A 17,644-nucleotide genomic window follows, 5' to 3' on the forward strand; every position below is an offset into this window, starting at 1 on the left:
AACGCCTCCGCGCCGGTATGAACGGCCGACCGCGCCGCCGCCCAATAGCTGTGCGCCGGGCATTTTACGCAGCAAGCCACGTGCCAGTTTTAGAGGCGGCCAGGCCGGCTCTGGCGTCGATATTGCATGGCCCTTGGGACAGGGGCTGATGTGAATGATGTCAATGATGTACCAAGCCTATCAGAACCACATGGACCTGACGTCACCATGGCGGACCGGGGCTGCGGCGGGGCTGAAATATCTCAATCTGGTGCCGCAGGGCGTCTCCGACAGGTTATTTGGCCGGCTCGCCGCTTCGCTCGAATTGATCTCGCGCTCCTCCCTCACCTATGCGCGGCCTGCCTACGGCATCGACCGGATACTGGTCGGCAATCAGGAGCTGGAGGTAACCGAGGAGGTTACCTTCGCCACCCCGTTCGGCTCGCTGCTGCATTTCAAGAAGGAGAATTCGCCGGAGCAGCCGCGGCTGTTGCTGGTGGCGCCGATGTCCGGCCATTTCGCCACCCTGTTGCGCAGCACCGTCAAGACGCTGCTGCAGGACCACGACGTCTACATCACCGACTGGCATAACCCGCGCGACATTCCGCTTCATGCCGGCCGCTTCGGGCTGGAGGATTACACCGACCATTTGATCACCTTCCTCGACAAGATCGGCCCGCGCGCGCACATGGTGGCGATCTGCCAGCCCTCGGTCTCCGCGCTGGCTGCCGCCGCCGTCATGTCGGAGGACAACCACCCCGCCCGTCCGGCGACGCTGACCCTGATGGCCGGGCCGATCGATACGCGGATCCAGCCGACCAAGGTCAACGAGTTCGCCAAGAGCAAGCCGATCAACTGGTTCGAAAAAAACCTGATCAACTACGTGCCGGTGCAATGCAAGGGCGCGTTCCGCAAGGTCTATCCCGGCTTCGTGCAGCTCACCGCTTTCGTGTCGATGAATCTCGAGCGCCATATCAAGCAGCACATCGACCTCGCCAATCACCTGGCCAAGGGCGAGAAGGAGAAGGCTGAGATCATCAAGACCTTCTACGACGAATATTTTGCCGTGATGGACCTGCCCGCGGAATTCTACATCGAGACCGTGCGCGACGTGTTTCAGGAGCATCTGTTGCCGCAAGGCAAGCTGATGCATCGCAGCCGGCCGGTGAACCCAGCCTCGATCCGGCGCATGGGCCTGATGACGGTGGAGGGCGAAAAGGACGACATCTGCTCGATCGGGCAGACGCTGGCGGCGCAGGACCTCTGCACCGGCGTGCGCGCCTATCGCAAGGTGCACCACATGCAGGCCGGCGTCGGCCATTACGGCGTGTTTTCCGGGAAGCGCTGGAACAACGAGATCTATCCGCTGCTGCGGGATTTCGTGCACGTGAATTCGTGATGTTTCCGTCGTCCTGCCGGGATGGTCCAAAGTACTAGGCCTCCCGGGCTGGCAGCGACAGCGGGGAGCGAAGATCGGGGACGCTGATTTGTTCATGCTGGGGGTACTGGGGCAGAGCCCTCGTGCCCTCGGGATGAGAGTTATCGCACCGCGACTCCTTGCTCTTTGCGCGGTGGATGGAAGCCACGTGGCCGAGACCTGTCACTCGCGGTCGGTCGGCTCGGTCGCGGGCTTCATCGGTGCGATCACCGCGTGCTGCTGGTGCGCTATGGGGCGCATTTCATTCCAGCCGCCATCGCCCTGCCTCGCGCTCGGTACCCTGATCGGTGCGGCGCAGGGCTACTGGGTGGCCTATTTCAAGATTCCGTCCTTCATCGTCACGCCGGCCGGCATCCAAGGGGCTGGCGCTCGCCGTGCTGCAAGACCGGTCGGCCAGTCCGATCTCGCCGACTTTTCAGAAGCTCTCCTCCGGCTTCATTCCGAAACTGTTCTCCGACGCCGGCAAGCAAGGGCGCGCCGCTCGTCCAAGTCGCTCTCGATTTCAAGTTGCGAAGGTAGCTTTTTCCCGCAAGAGAGAGTATAGGGTTACTTGTTTGTAGGCGGCTCACTGGAGGCCAGCTTGCGCAATATTGCTCATGCAATTGCATCCCTATGTCTTGCTCTTTGTACGATGGCTTTAGCCGTGCGTTGCAATGCAACGGAATACTCTCTCGGGCAACTAAGTCTATTGAAGCCGCTCCCAAATGACTTTGGTGCAAATTACAAGTGTTCTTCTCGTGCAGAATTTTCAAATACAACTCAATGCAGCTTAAGTGGTCCCCCTGCAGCACGAGTGACAAACATATCTGACATATTGATTGAATCATCGAGCAGGAAAATATTGTATGCATACGGCAAGTCTTATGAGCCCGACTCCCTCGACCGCGTGGAAAGCCGGGCAATATCAGAAATATCCAGTACACTTGGAGGTTTAGCGCCGAAGCGCTTCTCTATAGATGGCGCGGTAGTTGCTGTTTGGGGTGAAGTCAAATTAGAAAAAATTGCTCCGAGCACAGACGAATACGGTGAAATCAAAGCGATCGTTGAACAACGATATGGGCTGCTGGCCGTTGCGAGCGGCGACCTCAAGGCGTCAAAAGATGCGAGCCGGCCAGTGTACCGCATTATCGGTGGAGATGGCCTACTCCTAATTTTGTCTCAGGACAAACCCAGGCGTACGGTGGTGCAGCGCCTCATCGTTGCGGCCGGAAGTTTGGCTGAAAAAAACTTCAAATCTCAGGCCGATCAATTCCTGGCGAAGGACCGGGCTTCCTTGCCAGATGACTATTCCGGATGGCCTGAGATAGCATTTTTGATACGGCGTTTGGCCTTGAATACGACGGCGGAAAACGCAAACAGGGTCGTTGATGAGGTTTTTAGCTCGACACCGAGCCAAAAATATCGTTCCCACGTTTGGGCTTTTCTTCCGACGAGTGTCATAAACCACCTGAAGAATAGAAAATACACGGTAACCGATGTCTTCGGTGAAAAAACCGAGTTTCCGAATATTCGAGATCAAATTATTGCTCAGCTAAATACAAACCCCAAAGAACCGTTTTCCGATTTTCTGCTCTACACATTGGGACGTTTTGACGACGCGCTTCAGTTCAATCAAAGATCGCCAGTTCGTACTGTCTTGATTTATGCGTCTGCCCACTCAAAGCTCAGGAAAATCACCTCAAATCTGTTTCAGATGATTTCCAAAGCTGGGGATCGAGAATTACTTCTTGCTCAGATATTTCCCAAATCGCATCTCGATGAAATCGATCCTGAAAATATCCTGTTTCAGGATACAGGCTCGGCATCAAAGTCAAAAAACAGGAACTATATAGAACTTAAAAGAAAGATTGACGAAATTGAACGCGAACGTGAGCTCAGCTATAAAGAAAAAACACCAGAGGAAAGGAATATCGAGCTCGCAAAACGAGATTTTTTTAACGACCATCTCTATGCGGCTGCACAATCAGACGACGATTACAGAGACAACGAGCCATCTTTATCGCAATATCTGCATTACTTAAATCAATTTCCTGAGCGCTACGATTCTCGCCCGATCGCTCTAAAATTTCCCGAATTCATCGCGCTCACCGATCGTTTGTTGCCGCAATTCCAGGAGGTGTTGAAAGACCGCAGCTCACCGCATTTCGACGATGCCGCTTATCTTTTGGGTTGGCTCACCTATCATCGCGGAAACGTAATTGACTCGTTGACCAAATTTGAGATCGCAATCGAACTCCTTCCGGCGGTTGGCTCGCGCGACGCTACCGCTGACTCTGTGGATTATGCAGACCCGGCGGTACATCAAGCCAGCCGCATCCTGCGCACATTGTCACCTGAAGACGCATTCAATCGCGTACAGAACAGCAAGGTCCTGTCCTCGCGACCAAGGCTTTGGTATTCCGCCCTAACCGAGCTCTATCATTCCGGTAAGCATCGTCAGGTCATGGACGGCGCTCGGCGCGCGCTGCGTCAATTCGGCGTCACGATCGAAAACTTGCCAATCACGACCGATCCCTCCCGAATTACGGCTGCTTTCAGAAAATTGCAATTGGCCGACGACAGCGACCTGCAAGAGATCACCTATCTTTATCACGCTTCGCGCGAAGCTGAACAATTGGAAACGATATTATCGAACGTCGACAAACAGTCGCCGTTGTCGTCGGCAACTGAAATCAAAAGGATCGTTGTCAAATATTCGCTGACGAGAGACCCCGATGAAAGCAGGACGCCCGCACGGGGTCCCAAGCCGCTACACAGGGACTTGCGCCAAAGTTTATATCTTGTGCAACGGGCGCTCGATCTTTTGCCCCGGAACACCAACTTCTCGAAATTACGAGAATGGCTACACTACAAGCGAGTCGCGCTTCTCGCGCAATTTGACCCGACTAAAGTCGCTGCCGCGAACGCGAGATTTCAGGATGAATTTCCTACTTCCACGCTTCTTGATGACACTATGGCGGAGCAAGTCTTTGCCGAAGCTGTGGTCGTAGGTGACATGGCCAAGGCGACAGCGACATTCAACACACTGCGACAGAAATACGCAACGGCAAATGCCGTCGATAACGCGTATAGCTGGATGGCGATCGGCTGGACCTGCGTTGGGCAACCGGTCAAGGCACGCGAGCTAGATCAGGAAATCGTTCGTCGATTTCCTTCGACAAGACATGCTCTTTATGCGCGCAACCGGTTGCGGGAACCTCAAGCGTGTTCCGGTCTGGAAGGACTCTACATGTGGGATTACCGAGCCATGGGTTGGCGTGAACGAAATAGAATTGATACTATTCACGACGCTCTGAAGGTTCTTCAACGGTGACTTCGCGCGCCACGCGAAATCCGATCTGATCGCTGCTGTCGTCACTGATTGGATGCCAGTCGCGACTGGCAGAGCGCAATGCCTTGGCATCAGATAGCCAATTGCCGCCTCGCACCACTTTACGGCGGTCGCAATACGGACCAGTCGTCCATGCCTCTTCGGTCCGCGGCGCGTCCCTATAGGTTTCATGGAAGCAATCCTCCACCCATTCAGCTACGTTGCCGTGCATGTCCTTGAGACCGTATGGATTGGCTTTTAGCATCCCAACCTTGTGCGGCTGAGGCATATCTTTGGTGTTGTTGGCGTACCACGCGTACTCATCGATTTTTGCGTCCGGGAAGGAGTAGTTCGTTCCTTGTCCTCCCCTTGCGGCAAATTCCCACTCTGCCTCCGAAAGCAGCCGGTACCGCTTTCCTGTCAATGCGGAGATCCACTTCACGTAATCCTGCGCATCCATCCAGGAAACCTTGATTACCGGCTGGTCGCCTCGTCCCCATTCGCCGGCGGAAACATTCGATCTGCACGCGCCGTGGTCGGCGCAGGTGTCCCATTGCGCAAAATTAACCTCAGTCACCGAGACCGCAAAACTTCGCCTGATCTGGACTGTCGAAAGTGGAGATTCTCGATTCGCATCGGGACTTCCATTGAGAGGTCCGCCGCGGTTAAGCACGTCTCTATGAACAAAAATCATTTCTGGACAATCGCGGCATTCTCTAAACGGCATGCGCTTTTCAAGAAGCACACGTTCTTCAGCCTGTGACTTCACAAAGTTTCGCACGTGCAAGAACCAATAGGACGCGCTGCGCAGGCGATCAAAATTCAGGGCTATCAAGCCCCCGGTTCCAATGATTGCCACCAGTACTCCGAGTATTATTCGAGAAAGACGTTTCGAACGTTTTTCAGCGTTCTCGCGTGCCTCGCAGGCGGTCAAGTAGGCTTGCGCCGCAGCGATTTCGTGGGCCCAATTGGGGCCACGAAGGCTGAGCGCTTGTGCCTCGGCCAATCGCGTTCCGCGATGGGCGAGGAAGTCCGGCTTACGCACGTCATCGGCCTCTGCCCAGTCGGCCGCAGCGAGCCGCACACCGTCAAGCAGCAGCAGTGCATCTCGATCCTCGCCGAGAATCTCGGTTAGCATCGTCCAGCGACGAAGCAACGCTTCGTGAGCGACCTCAATCGTGGCGCTTGGCGGACTGTCGCGTCCGTCAGACGCGCGCTCGCCAATTTTCTTTTCGCCTTTCGGTCCGTCCTCCAACAACGGTTTTGCACGAACGACCAAGAGCCGACGCTCAGTCAGCGCACGGGCGAGCGGCAACAGTTCGGCCGATGTCTCGGTCTGTGACGCAACATATCGCTGCGCCGTCTTGCTGTCGCGATTGATGCGTACCAGTCGGGGCACGAACAGTTTCCTTAGCGCCTCGCGACGTTCGGCGTAGCTGTCGACGTATCCGGCGTCGCGAAAGGCCGCCTCGGCTTCCTGTTCGATCGCTTCGGCTAGCCCCCCGGACCGGGCAACGTGCGAAAGTCCGATGACATCTTCACCGGTATGCTCGAGCATCAGCCGCTGCAGCATGAAGGCGAGCAAGGGCAGCGCGTCGGCCTCGCCAACGAAATCGGATTGCAGCTTCTCTACCAGAGCCGGATCAAACACCGGTGCGCGGGGTCCAACTTTGCGGCGCAGAATTTCCGCCGGCTCGCGAATGATACGGCCGATCTCGCCCTGCGGAACGGGGCCGAGACTAAGTGGCACCTGGTCGACCCCGGTGAGCGCCTTGGCGTTCTGCATCCCGCTGTACGCATCCGAGCGGATAGTGGCCAGGATCAGCGCTTCGCCAGCCTCGCTTGCCGCGCGCGCTAACTGGAGCAGCCGCTCGCTCTCCGCGTTCGCTCCGCTCCCGAAAATCTCCTCGCCCTGATCGAGGCAGATGACCGGCAGGGGGAACGGCGGTTTCAGTAAAAGCGCGCGCTTTGCCGCGGCCTGGCGCAGCTCACGCAGAAGTTTAATGAACTCATCTTCGCTTCGCAGTCGTTCGCGCAGTTCGCTGCGGCTCGTACGCAGTGCGAAACGCCGGTGAACGTCTTGTAGGCCGCCTAGCAGGCCTTCCTGCCCTTCTATGGCGCCGCCGCGACCGGCCCTTATCGACTTCAGAGGCAGCCACTGCGCGTCGTCGCGCAACAGGCGCGGCCACAACCCCGCGCGCAAAAATGACGATTTGCCGGCTCCCGAGGCACCGAGGATTACCCCTACCCGCGGCGGATTGCGCGTAGCAAGCCCGCGCAGAGCGTCCATGCCGCGGACCAGATCGGCGCTCCGGCCGAAGAAAACGGCGGCGTCTTCGGGCTCCATCGCCTCGAGCCCCCGGTATGGCAAACGCCAGCCGAATAAGCCGTTGTCATCCGGCTGCAGTTCGAAGCTTTCAGGCCCCAGGCCGGCCTTTAGCAAGCCACTCTTAAGCTGCACAAGCGCTGCCTTGGCGATGTGAACCGGCCACTGCTGTTGTGTAAGCGGGTGGACGGCGATGAAGCGCTCGGCTGGTTCTCCCTTTAGTCGAACGACCTGCCACTGCGCTGTAAGGCCGCCTGGTAGACGTTCGAGCGGACTTTCGTCGATAACCAGTGCGAACAGCTTCTTGTTATATTTATTGGAAACTTGATACTCGTCCTGACACCAAGTCGAGGCAAGCCAGTCTGCCGAGACGATAAACAAAACCGCTTCACAGCGGGTTGCCGCATCGGCAAATGCTTGCTGCCACTTTTGGCCGGCCGCGATGCCGCGCTCGGGATCGAGATCGAGAAAGATATCGTCCGGTTCGCTCCAGCCTTCCGCCATCAGCCAGTCGCGCAAGGCGATCGCCCAATCGTCATTGCGACTTGAATGGCTGATGAAAAGTCGGGACACTATCCCCCCGATCGCGTCACAATGGCTTGGAAACTCTAGTAAATTTTTCGCACAAGTCCTTGACTCGGCGTATCCTGAGCAGGACCGTGCACGAAAACAATACTATAAATATCATTCAAGTCAGAAACTTAATGGCTTATCATCGCTCCTTGCGGGAGTGAACTGAACTCGCCGCCACCGGTTGATCAAAATTCATATTGCGCCAGCGTCTGCTACGCGTCTGCGTCCGGATCGGCCTGTCCTTCAGACCATTGTTGTCATAGGCCTTGCGCAACGTGCCGCTGCTGGTGGCGCCGATGTCCGGGCATTTCTCCCCCCTGTTGCGCGGCACCGTGAAGACGCTGCTGCAGGACCACGACGTCTACATCACCGACTGGCATAACCCGCGCGACATTCCGCTTCATGCCGGCCGGCGGCGCAGGACCTCTGCACCGGCGTGCGCGCCTATCGCAAGGTGCATCACATGCAGGCCGGCGTCGGCCATTACGGCGTGTTTTCCGGCAGGCGCTGGAACAACGAAATCTATCCGCTGCTGCGGGATTTCGTGCACGTGAATGCGTGAGCTGACTCACGCCGGTCCCTCCCCGTCATTGCGAGCGAAGCGAAGCAATCCATCTCTCCGTTCACGCGGAGGCATGGATTGCTTCGTCGCTTCGCTCCTCGCAATGACGGCCAACCTGGGATTTCGCTTCTCCTCCCGCTAGCCGCCTCTCCCTTCGCGCGCTAACATCTTTCCAAGGCCGACCGCTCAAGAGTCGTCCGGGGAGGATCAGTTATGCGTCTTTCGATCAATCTTCGCGCCGTCGCGCTCGCCATTCTCAGCGTATTCCTGCTGGCCGGCGCAGCCTCTGCCGCCGACGTCCGCGTGATGATCTCGGGCGGGCTGACGGCGGCCTACAAGGCGCTGGTGCCCGAGTTCGAGCGCACCACCGGCCACAAGGTGCTGACCGCCTACGGGCCTTCGATGGGCACGACGACCAACGCTATTCCCGTGCGACTGGAGCGCGGGGAGCCTGCCGACGTCCTGATCATGGTCGGCTATGCGCTCGACGATCTCGTCAAGAAGGGCAAGGCGACCGCCGACAGCAAAGTCGATCTCGTCAAATCGCCGATCGCGGTCGCCGTGAAATCGGGCACGCCCAAGCCGGACATCTCTACGCCCGATGCGCTCAAGCGCGCGCTGCTGGCGGTCAAGACCATCGCCTATTCCGACAGCGCCAGCGGCGTCTATGTCTCCACCGAAATGTTCGGCAAGCTCGGCATTACCGACGAAATGAAGGACAAGGCCAGGAAGATACCGGCCACGCCCGTCGGCGAGATCGTCGCGCGCGGCGACGCCGAGATCGGCTTCCAGCAGATGAGCGAATTGAAGCCGGTGGAAGGCATCGATATCGTAGGTCCCTTGCCGGACGAGTTGCAGAAGATCACCATATTCTCCGCCGGGATCGCCAGCGCCTCGAAAGAACCCGACGCCGGCAAGGCGCTGATCAAGTTTCTCGCATCGCCCGCTGCCCGCGCCGAAATCGTCAAGAGCGGCTTGGACCCGATTCCGGCGGGGGCGACCAACTAGGCTTTCGTGTCCAGCTAGTGAAGCCTCGCTGACCGGGCTTTCGCTGCCTTCACCGTATTCGCCATCAGGCAGGCGATGGTCATCGGACCAACGCCTTTTGGCACGGGCGTAACGGCGCCGGCGACCTGCACCGCCTCGTCGAAAGCGACATCGCCGCGCAAATCGTAACCGCCCTCCGGCCGCGCGACGCGCGCGGTGCCGACGTCGATGACGATGGCACGCGCCTTGATCCAGTCTCCGCGCACCAGTCCGGGCTTGCCTACCGCGCTGACCAGGATGTCCGCACCGCGGCAGATGAACTGGGTGTCGCGCGTATGGATGTGGGCTTGCGTTACGGTCGCCCGTTCTTTTAGCAGCAGCGCGGCCATCGGCTTGCCCACAATATTGGAGCTGCCGATGACGACGGCATGGCACCCGGTCAGATCGGAAACCATCGACTTGATCAGCCTCAGGCAGCCCAGCGGCGTGCATGGAACGAGGCTATCCGCGCCATGGAGCAGCCGGCCGGCATTCATGGCATGCAGGCCATCGACGTCCTTGGCCGGATCGACCGCGGCCATGATCCGCAACGTGTCGATGTGGGCGGGCAATGGGAGCTGGACAAGGATGCCGTCAATATCGGCTTGCGCATTCAGCGTGGCGATGACGGAAAGCAGTTCGTCCTCGGTGGCGCTGTGCGGCAGGATTTTCGTCTCGCCGCGCAAGCCCAGCTTCCGCGCCATCCTGATCTTGCTTCGGACGTAGATGTGACTGGCCGGGTCGTCGCCGACCAGAACCACGGCCAGGCCCGGCGCACGCGCCAGGTGATCCAGTTCGCCCGCGACATTGTCGAGAAGGATTTGAGCGTGTTTATGCCCGTCGATGATTTCCGCAGTCATGGCACCTCCGTTCAAGAGTGGTGCCCAGGCGCGCGGCAAATCGTCCCTGCGCTCCCCGATGGTCCTCCATCTGAGCGCCAGTCGCGCAGAGGAGTGCGTGATAGCGGCTTAGGCCGGCGAAGGCAATGCCCTAGCGATGCACGCCGTGCTGCATGGCAAGCAGCACGATCACGACCAGCGCCAGCACGACGGTCGTGCTTTTCCAGAACAGAAGCGGATTGCGCTCGATCAGCGGCGTCGATGACGTCGAGAGATAGTTCGCGTTGGGATGACGCAGGTCGAACAAAAATTCCGAGAAGCTGTCATAGCGCTTGTAGGGATTGGGATGCACGGCCTTCTCGAGCGTGCCGTCGATCCATTGCGGCACGTCGCGGTCGCCATGCGACGCCGGACGATAGACCAGCCTGTTGAACTGCGATCGCGTCCGCGCGTTGGCGATCTGCGCGCCATAGGGCAGTTTTCCCGTCAGCATCTGATAGGTGATGACACCGAGCGAGAACAGGTCGGAGCGCGACGTCGCCGGCTCGCCGAGAAAATATTCGGGCGCGGTGTATTGCTGAGTACCCAAAATGTCGTTGCGGGTGCCGGAGGGCTCGGCCTCGACGACGCCGGTGATCCTGGTCGAACCGAAATCGATGATCTTCACCGTTCCCGTGGCGTCGATCATGATGTTGTCGGGCCTGATGTCCTGGTGCAGCATCTCCTTGCGATGGAAGGCGCGCAGCCCCTTGGCGATCTGCTCGACGATGCCGCGCACGATTTCCAGGCTGGGTTTTGGATTGTCGATCATCCATTGCGTCAGCGTCTGGCCGTCGATGTATTCGGTCGCGACATACAGGAAATTGCGTTTGCGCTGCAGCAGGCAGGGTTTCAGCACATGCGGGCTGTCGATCCGCCGCGCCACCCACTCCTCCATCATGAACCGCTTCAGGTAGGCGGGATCGTCGCGCAGATCGATCGACGGAATCTTGATGGTGACCACGGCGTCGGTTTCGATGTCGACGGCAAGATAGATGTGACTGCGGCTGGAGCCGTGCAGTTCGCGAACGATTCGATAGCCATCGAAAACCGCCCGCGCCTCCAGCAGCGGCGGCAGCGGCAGTTCATGCGGCTGCGCGAACACTTCGCTTGCGGCGCCGTCGGGCACCTCGTCGACGCGGACGATCTGGACGGTGAGATTGTCCTTGCTGCCGGCTTCAAAAGCCTGGTCGACAATCCTCTTCGCGGTCGCGTCGAGATCGGCGCCGCCTTCGTTCACCGCCTTTGCAATGCGGCGGGCGCTGAGATGCTCGTAGATGCCGTCGGTAGCCAGCACAAAGACGTCGCCCGGCTCGAGCCGCAGCATCTGGTAGTCGATCTCGACTTGCGGATTTACGCCAAGCGCCCGGCCGAGATAGCTCTGCTGCGAGGAGATGACGACGCGATGGTCGTTGGTGAGTTGCTCCAGCGTATTGCCGGACAGGCGATAGATGCGGGAGTCGCCGATGTGGAAGAGATGCGCCGTGGTCGACTTGATGACCATGGCGCTGAGCGTGCAGACGTAACCGCGGTCCTTGTCATAGGCATACTGGCTGCGCGTCTGCGAATGCAGCCAGGAATTGGTCGCCTCCAGCACGCGCTGCGCCGAGGTGCGCACCGACCAGGATTCCGAAGTGCAGTAATAGTCGGTCAAAAATCCCTTCACCGCCGATTCCGCGGCGACTCGGGAGACGTTGCTCGTGCTGATGCCGTCGGCCAGCACGATGGAAATGCCCTTGAGGCTGAGCAGCGGCTCGTCCGGGATCAGGACGCCGTGGAAATCCTGGTTGGTTTCCTTGCGGCCCTTTTCGGAAAATTGTCCGACCGATATTTTCAGTTCGCGCGGCATTCCCGGCTTTCACGGCAATGGGCCTCTCCCCTTGCGAGGAGAGACCCATCGTCCGGCTGGATCAAGCGGCAATGCGCGAGGATTCCCGCGAAGAGGTCGTGCGCGACGCCGCACGCGACGGGCCGGTCTTGATGTGGGTCGCGTACAGCGTGAGCCCGGTGAAGGCGAGGCCGCCGACGAGGTTGCCGACCACGGTCGGAATCTCGTTCCAGAAGATATAATCCCACCAGGTGAACTTGCCGCCGAGCAAAAGGCCGGACGGGAACAGGAACATGTTCACGATGGAATGCTCGAAGGTCATGAAGAAGAACAGCATGATCGGCATCCACATCGCGATCACCTTGCCGGTCACGTTGGTGGAGATCATCGCACCGACCACGCCGGCCGAGACCATCCAGTTGCAGAGCATGCCGCGGACGAACAGCGTGAGCATGCCGGCCGCGCCATGATTGGCATAGCCGACGGTGCGGCTCTCGCCGATGGTGCCGATCACCTGGCCGACCTTGTCCGGCGGCGATGAGAAGCCGAAAGTGAACACGATCGCCATCATCACCGCCACCGTGAAGGCGCCGGCGAAATTGCCGATGAATACGAGGCTCCAGTTGCGCAGCACGCCGCCGAGCGTGACGCCCGGGCGCTTGTCGATCAGTGCCAGCGGACACAGAACGAAGACGCCGGTGAGCAGGTCGAAGCCGAACAGGTACAGCATGCAGAAGCCGACCGGAAAAAACGCGGCGCCGACGATCGGCGTGCCGGTCTGCACGTTGATGGTCACCGCCATCGCGGCGGCGAGCGCGAGGATCGCACCTGCCATGTAGGCGCGGATGACCGTATCGCGCGTCGACATGAAGATTTTGGATTCTCCGGCGTCGACCATCTTGGTCACGAATTCCGAAGGCGCGAGATAGGCCATTCCAGTTCCCCTTTCGAGACAACGTTGAAGCGCGCCGGATGCTGCGCAGCCGTGCACCGATTAAGTGAAAAAATCTTGCCGTCCTCGCGCGCGACAAATCCCGCGCCGCCTTTGAACGGCACAGAACGACGCAGGCCACGCCCGATCAGGACCTGAGGATGCGCGAGCTATCGTGAGGTGGTCCCGAAGACTGCTCGAAGCGCCTCACGCGAGGCCGCTTGATCCCAACGCCTTCGGCCAACGCTGGCCTTGGCAATCCGAACGGACGGCAGTCGTCATTGACTGAGACAGGATTAAGCAATCGATGTGCCAACCCGAAATCGAGCCGTAGGTTCAAAAATGCGCGTATTTCTATGTGGTTATGGCCCTGTCACGCCGGGCCCTGATTGAGGCGGATGCCTTGTATTTGTGCAGTTGCACATATGTTAGCGCCTGCCGCGCAGCCCCGTCATTCCGAGGCAATGCGAAGCATCGAGCCCTCAGGTGCGCAATTGCGCACCGAGAATGACGTGAGGATAAGCCCTCGCTTATTTCGTCTGCGTCCGCACCGGCCGATCCTTCAGGCCGTTATTGTCATAGGCCTTGCGCAACGTGCCGTTGGCGATCGCTTCGGTCAGAAACTTGACCGCAAACCCCAGCGACTGCGGATGATTGGGCGGCACCGCTACCGCCGTGACCGTCTGCTTGAAGGTTTCATCCAGCACGCGGGTGCCCGGGATCTGTCTTGCCATGGCGTTGAGCTGGTCGCGCGACAGCGCGAACGCGTCGATCTCACCGGCTTTGAGCAGGCCGAAGATCTCGTCGTAGGTCTGGTAGCCCGTGACCTTGGCGTTCTTCAGATGCGCGATCGCGCCGCGCATCGTGGTCGTGTTGTTGACCGCAGCGACCTTGATCCCGGGTTGATCGAGCGTCTGGAAATTCGTGACCTGCGAACCCGACTTGACGATGTAGGTCGCGTCCGCAACCTCATAGATCGGCCCGAACGACATCCTGCCCTCACGTTCCGGATCCTTCGGCAGGAAGGTGATGTCCCAGGTGCCCTTCGACACCGCATCGACGATCTGCCCGGAATTGTTGTGCGCGACATATTCGACGGGGACGCCGAGCTGTGCCGCCATCTCACGGCCGAGATCGACCGGGACGCCGGCATAACCGGTTTCGGTCTTGGTCGACCAGAACGCGCCTCCGGCCGGACTGATCGCAATCGCCACCCGCAGCTTGCCGGTCGGCGCGATCTCGTCCTTCAAGGCGTCAGCAGCGGCGGGCGTCATCATCACTGTTAATCCGAGCAAGAGACCGGCCGTTTTTGGCGAGGCTTGATTCAACATCGGGCGCTCCTTCCCCAGCCGGCGGCTGGCGTCGCGCTCATCCCTTTCACGGGGTAATCAGCGCTTCTTTTTCTTTGCCGCAGCTGGGCCTTTGGGCACCGCCGCAGCCGGCGTTGCCGGCTCGGCCGTTTCAAACTTGCCGATCGCAATGATCTGGACGCGTGCATTGGCAGGCGCCGCCGGGCGATTGACATCCTGCAACTGTTCCTCGCCTAAACCAAGCGCCTGAAGCCGTTTCGGCGACACCTTGAAGGTGTTCACAAGCACATCCCGGATCGATTCGGCGCGCCGCTGGCTCAGGATCAGATTATGCTCGCGCCGGCCGGCGGATTCGACATGATCGACGATCAGATAGCGGTAGGGCCGCAATTTCGGATCACTCAATGCGTCGGCGACGCTGCCGATCGTCTGGTAGGAGGCCGGTCGGATCAGGGAGGAGTCCTGGTCGAACACGACGTCGAAACGGATTTGCGGCAGTTTCGTCAGTTGGGGCGCGATCGGCGGCCGCTTCTGCGGCTGGGCATCCGCTCTCGCCTTGATGCGGTCGGCAGCCTGCTGGCGCAACGCAGCCAGATCGATGTCCGACTCGGCTTCAACGGCAAGCTTCTCGATGATGTCGCCAGACGACATGGCCGTTTGCGCCCGCCCCGCCGCCATCGGCAAGGCAAACAGGGCCAGGGCGCCCAGCAACAGACCGATGCCGCGCAGCTCATTCCCCCCGGACATCAGCGATACCCCGCTGCGCTGATCGCCTTGTTGCAGTTCGGGGTCGCCTTCTTGGTCGACTCCAGCAGGCATTGCAGACCCTTGACGGGATCCTCCCGAACCTCGCCGCACAAATGTTTCAATTCCCAATTGCACAGTTTTACAAGCGAGGTGCGCGCGGTAATGCGCTGCTGGATGGCGCCGAGGGCCTGGGGATAATCGGCCTTGCACTTCGCCGACACCACGTCCTGGTTGCGGCCCAAGCACTCCTTCAGGCGCGTCGCGTCGAGATTGACGCCGCGGCAGTTGTCATCGATGTCCTTGCCGCAGCTCGCGGCCAGCATGGCCGCGGCCTCCTCGAATTTCATGGACTGCTGCGCCGCCGCCAGCGAAGGCATTGATATCGCAATGATGAACAGGAAAAGCCGGATTCGGGTCATGCCCTCACCTCACACAAGGAGGGTAGCGATGGTCAAGTGTTCTGTTTGACCTGACTACGTTACCAGCTGAGCTATTGCGCCGCAGCAAATCGTCGCGGTAGCCTAGGCGCGCACGTCCGGCATGATCCTGCCGGCCGACCTGTTCGAGGGAGGTTCCAAGGAAGCCATCTGCCCAGCAGGGCACGGCTACTCGTGTTCACCCAGGGCGCCGACGCGATACCGCACCCTCACGGCGCGGTCCGCGCCGCCGGCACCTTGATCTCCTGCGGCAGGATGAGCGCCGCCACGATCACCAGCAGGCAGAGCGCGCCGAACGTCTGCAGCATGGTGACGAAGCCGCCCTTCTCGTAAAGCCATGCCACCCAGCCGACGGACGCGCCCGCCGCGGTGAAGCCGATGAAGTAGCGCACCGAATAGGCGCGCGAGCGCCATTCCTCGCTGGTATATTTGCCGACCATGGCGTCGTTGACGGTGACCTGGCCGAACGCGCCCATCACGATGCCGATAGAGGCGATGATCAGCGGCAGGTTCGACAGCGTCGCCGCAAAATACATGAACGGCGCCAGCAAAAACGACAGCGGCAGCATCACGGTCTTCAGCGAATAATGGTCGATCAACTTGCCGATGGTATACTGCGTCATCGCGCCGAAGACATAGACACCGGCCGCGATGGCCCCGAGCAACGCCGGGCTGTCGGTCACGCCGGCCAGCCGCTCGGCGAACAGTTTCGGCATCGCCACGGTGATGGCGTTGAACGTGGTGGATATCGCGATCACCACGATCAGCAGGGCCAGCAACACCCGCCACATGTCCTGCTTGGCGACCCTGGCCTGCGCCGCCGCCTGCCTGGTGCCGCTTCGGTCCTCGTGCACCACCATCAGCGCAAAGGCCATGCCGATCAGGATCGTGACGATCCCGGGGACGATAAAAGCCGAGCGCCAACCGAAATACTGCCCGATCACGCCGGTAACCAGCGCCGAGGACGCCACGCCGAGATTGCCCCAGACGCCGTTCAGGCCCATCTCGCGGCCAAGCCTGTCGGCATAGGACACGATCATCGCGGTGCCGACGGGATGATAGATCGAGGCGAACAGGCCGATCAAAAGCAGCGCCGCGCCGAGTTGCAGCGGCGTTTGCACGAGGCCGACGGCGATCATCGACGCGCCGATGCCCAAAAAGAAGATCACCATCATATGGCGGCGGCTCCAGCGGTCGCCGAGCCAGCCGGTGATCAGCGAGCCCGCGCCAAAGGCGACGAAGCCCGGGGTGGCGTAAGGCAATAGTTCCGAATAGGCCATGCCCAGCGCGGGCCCCATGATGATGACGGCGGCGGCGAAAATCAGCATCGCATAATGGTCGATGAAATGGGCGGCGTTGACGAAAGTGATCACCCGGCTGGGGCTGTTCATGGTCGATTCCCGAATCCCGCAATTTTCCGAAATAGGTTATACGGGGATGTCCTGACGGGATGTCGCCAATGAATATCGCCGAAAAGCCAATTGCCGCCATTATCGGGCGCCGCACCTCGACCGGCGACGGCATCCACATGATCGCGAACGGCTACCGGAAGGGCTTCCGGATCCACACCCACATGCACCGCGAGGCGCAGTTGGTCTATGCGGCCAAAGGCACGATGCAGGTGACGACGCCGAAAGGCCGCTGGCTGGTGCCGCCGGATCGGGCGGTCTGGGTGCCTGCGCTATCGGAACATGCGATCGACGTGCTCGCCGATATCGAGATGCGGACGCTCTATTTCGAACTCGAATGGCTGCAGCGCGAAGCGCGCAGCCACAGCCTGGATGCGGAATTCGTGGTGCGGGTGTCGCCGCTCCTGCACCAGACGATTCTCGCTTTGTTCGACGATCGCGGCGACCGGGAACGAACCGCGCTTCTGCTGCGGCTGGCGATGATGGAATTGGACCAGGCGGAAGATTCCGCGACCTTCATCCCGCTACCGCGCGAGCCGCGCTGCCGGCGCGCCGCCGACATCGTGCTGGCGGACCCGACTGCCGACCATGAGATCGAGACGCTGGCGCATGCGGTCGGCACCTCGGTGCGGACGCTGTCGCGGCTGTTCTCGTCGGAGACGCAATTGAGCTTCAAGAGCTGGTGCCAGCGCGCCCGCATCGCAGCCGCCATCGAGAAGCTGTCGACGGACGCCGGCGTCTCGGTCAAGCAGCTTGCCTCGGATTTGGGCTATGCCAGTGTGCCTGCGTTTTCCCATGCCTTCCGGCAGGTTACCGGAAAAACGCCGACGGAATTTGCCGGGAAGGAGTAAATTCTGCCTTCGTGGAGGCATGACATATTTCCGTACGGT

At 59.9% G+C, this 17,644-nt stretch carries 12 protein-coding genes, 2 pseudogenes and 1 riboswitch; of the genes and pseudogenes, 6 read left to right on the forward strand and 8 right to left on the reverse strand.

Annotated features, from left to right (window positions below; genetic code table 11):
- Positions 1–154: 154 nt before the first annotated feature.
- The 3 genes and pseudogenes from JQ624_RS18745 (at position 155) to JQ624_RS18755 (ending at position 4,730) form a co-directional block, all read left to right on the forward strand.
- Positions 155–1,378: a polyhydroxyalkanoate depolymerase gene (locus JQ624_RS18745; RefSeq protein WP_212420382.1), complete on the forward strand. Its 1,224-nt coding sequence runs from the start codon at positions 155–157 to the stop codon at positions 1,376–1,378.
- A 211-nt stretch (positions 1,379–1,589) separates the two neighbouring features.
- Positions 1,590–1,881, forward strand: a pseudogene (locus JQ624_RS18750) (sugar ABC transporter permease); the annotation flags it as partial.
- Between the two features lie 116 nt (positions 1,882–1,997).
- A complete protein-coding gene (locus JQ624_RS18755) occupies positions 1,998–4,730 on the forward strand; it encodes a tol-pal system YbgF family protein (RefSeq protein WP_212420383.1) in 2,733 nt (910 codons plus the stop codon).
- Here the strand turns inward: JQ624_RS18755 and JQ624_RS39515 are convergent.
- The gene (locus tag JQ624_RS39515; RefSeq protein ID WP_212420384.1) at positions 4,696–7,626 is read right to left on the reverse strand and encodes an SUMF1/EgtB/PvdO family nonheme iron enzyme; all 2,931 of its coding nucleotides are present in this window, start codon (positions 7,624–7,626) and stop codon (positions 4,696–4,698) included. The genes JQ624_RS18755 and JQ624_RS39515 overlap by 35 nt on opposite strands.
- 412 nt (positions 7,627–8,038) lie before the next feature.
- On the opposite strand from JQ624_RS39515, the pseudogene JQ624_RS18765 reads away from it, so the two are divergent.
- Positions 8,039–8,188 (forward strand): annotated as a pseudogene (locus JQ624_RS18765) (polyhydroxyalkanoate depolymerase); the annotation flags it as partial.
- 213 nt (positions 8,189–8,401) lie between these two features.
- Positions 8,402–9,196 (forward strand): extracellular solute-binding protein, encoded by a 795-nt coding sequence (locus JQ624_RS18770; RefSeq protein WP_212420385.1) that lies wholly within the window; start codon positions 8,402–8,404, stop codon positions 9,194–9,196.
- A gap of 14 nt (positions 9,197–9,210) precedes the next feature.
- On the opposite strand, the gene JQ624_RS18775 is transcribed toward JQ624_RS18770, so the two are convergent.
- The 7 genes from JQ624_RS18775 to JQ624_RS18805 form a co-directional block, all read right to left on the reverse strand.
- Complete coding sequence (locus tag JQ624_RS18775; RefSeq protein WP_212420386.1) at positions 9,211–10,074, reverse strand: bifunctional 5,10-methylenetetrahydrofolate dehydrogenase/5,10-methenyltetrahydrofolate cyclohydrolase; 864 nt, start codon at positions 10,072–10,074, stop codon at positions 9,211–9,213.
- Positions 10,075–10,089: 15 nt separating this feature from the next.
- Positions 10,090–10,169, reverse strand: a riboswitch (ZMP/ZTP riboswitch).
- A 35-nt stretch (positions 10,170–10,204) separates the two neighbouring features.
- Complete coding sequence (locus JQ624_RS18780) at positions 10,205–11,941, reverse strand: bifunctional protein-serine/threonine kinase/phosphatase (RefSeq protein WP_212420387.1); 1,737 nt, start codon at positions 11,939–11,941, stop codon at positions 10,205–10,207.
- Between the two features lie 61 nt (positions 11,942–12,002).
- Positions 12,003–12,854: a formate/nitrite transporter family protein gene (locus JQ624_RS18785; RefSeq protein ID WP_212420388.1), complete on the reverse strand. Its 852-nt coding sequence runs from the start codon at positions 12,852–12,854 to the stop codon at positions 12,003–12,005.
- A gap of 527 nt (positions 12,855–13,381) precedes the next feature.
- Positions 13,382–14,128, reverse strand: a complete 747-nt coding sequence (locus JQ624_RS18790; RefSeq protein WP_212420419.1) for a transporter substrate-binding domain-containing protein — start codon at positions 14,126–14,128, stop codon at positions 13,382–13,384.
- A gap of 111 nt (positions 14,129–14,239) precedes the next feature.
- Positions 14,240–15,019 carry an OmpA family protein gene (locus tag JQ624_RS18795; RefSeq protein ID WP_312014449.1) on the reverse strand — a complete coding sequence of 260 codons (780 nt, stop codon included), beginning with the start codon at positions 15,017–15,019 and terminating at the stop codon, positions 14,240–14,242.
- Positions 14,908–15,327 (reverse strand): hypothetical protein, encoded by a 420-nt coding sequence (locus JQ624_RS18800; RefSeq protein ID WP_249129898.1) that lies wholly within the window; start codon positions 15,325–15,327, stop codon positions 14,908–14,910. Before JQ624_RS18800 ends, JQ624_RS18795 begins: the two co-directional genes overlap by 112 nt.
- 227 nt (positions 15,328–15,554) lie before the next feature.
- Positions 15,555–16,736 carry an MFS transporter gene (locus tag JQ624_RS18805; protein ID WP_212420389.1) on the reverse strand — a complete coding sequence of 394 codons (1,182 nt, stop codon included), beginning with the start codon at positions 16,734–16,736 and terminating at the stop codon, positions 15,555–15,557.
- Positions 16,737–16,804: 68 nt separating this feature from the next.
- Here JQ624_RS18805 and JQ624_RS18810 point away from each other — a divergent pair, with 68 nt between their 5' ends.
- Positions 16,805–17,605 (forward strand): helix-turn-helix transcriptional regulator, encoded by an 801-nt coding sequence (locus JQ624_RS18810; RefSeq protein WP_249129899.1) that lies wholly within the window; start codon positions 16,805–16,807, stop codon positions 17,603–17,605.
- The last annotated feature ends 39 nt before the right edge of the window (positions 17,606–17,644 follow it).

Source organism: Bradyrhizobium sp. AUGA SZCCT0283 (assembly GCF_018130385.1).
Classification (GTDB): Bacteria; Pseudomonadota; Alphaproteobacteria; order Rhizobiales; family Xanthobacteraceae; genus Bradyrhizobium.

Bases quoted from the DNA above. Each gene is read 5' to 3' on its own strand.
- JQ624_RS18745 (WP_212420382.1), top strand. From the start codon at position 155: ATGATGTCAATGATGTACCAAGCCTATCAGAACCACATGGACCTGACG.
- JQ624_RS18770 (WP_212420385.1), top strand. From the start codon at position 8,402: ATGCGTCTTTCGATCAATCTTCGCGCCGTCGCGCTCGCCATTCTCAGC.
- JQ624_RS18775 (WP_212420386.1), bottom strand. From the start codon at position 10,074: ATGACTGCGGAAATCATCGACGGGCATAAACACGCTCAAATCCTTCTC.
- JQ624_RS18780 (WP_212420387.1), bottom strand. From the start codon at position 11,941: ATGCCGCGCGAACTGAAAATATCGGTCGGACAATTTTCCGAAAAGGGC.
- JQ624_RS18785 (WP_212420388.1), bottom strand. From the start codon at position 12,854: ATGGCCTATCTCGCGCCTTCGGAATTCGTGACCAAGATGGTCGACGCC.
- JQ624_RS18790 (WP_212420419.1), bottom strand. From the start codon at position 14,128: ATGATGACGCCCGCCGCTGCTGACGCCTTGAAGGACGAGATCGCGCCG.
- JQ624_RS18800 (WP_249129898.1), bottom strand. From the start codon at position 15,327: ATGACCCGAATCCGGCTTTTCCTGTTCATCATTGCGATATCAATGCCT.
- JQ624_RS18805 (WP_212420389.1), bottom strand. From the start codon at position 16,736: ATGAACAGCCCCAGCCGGGTGATCACTTTCGTCAACGCCGCCCATTTC.
- JQ624_RS18810 (WP_249129899.1), top strand. From the start codon at position 16,805: ATGAATATCGCCGAAAAGCCAATTGCCGCCATTATCGGGCGCCGCACC.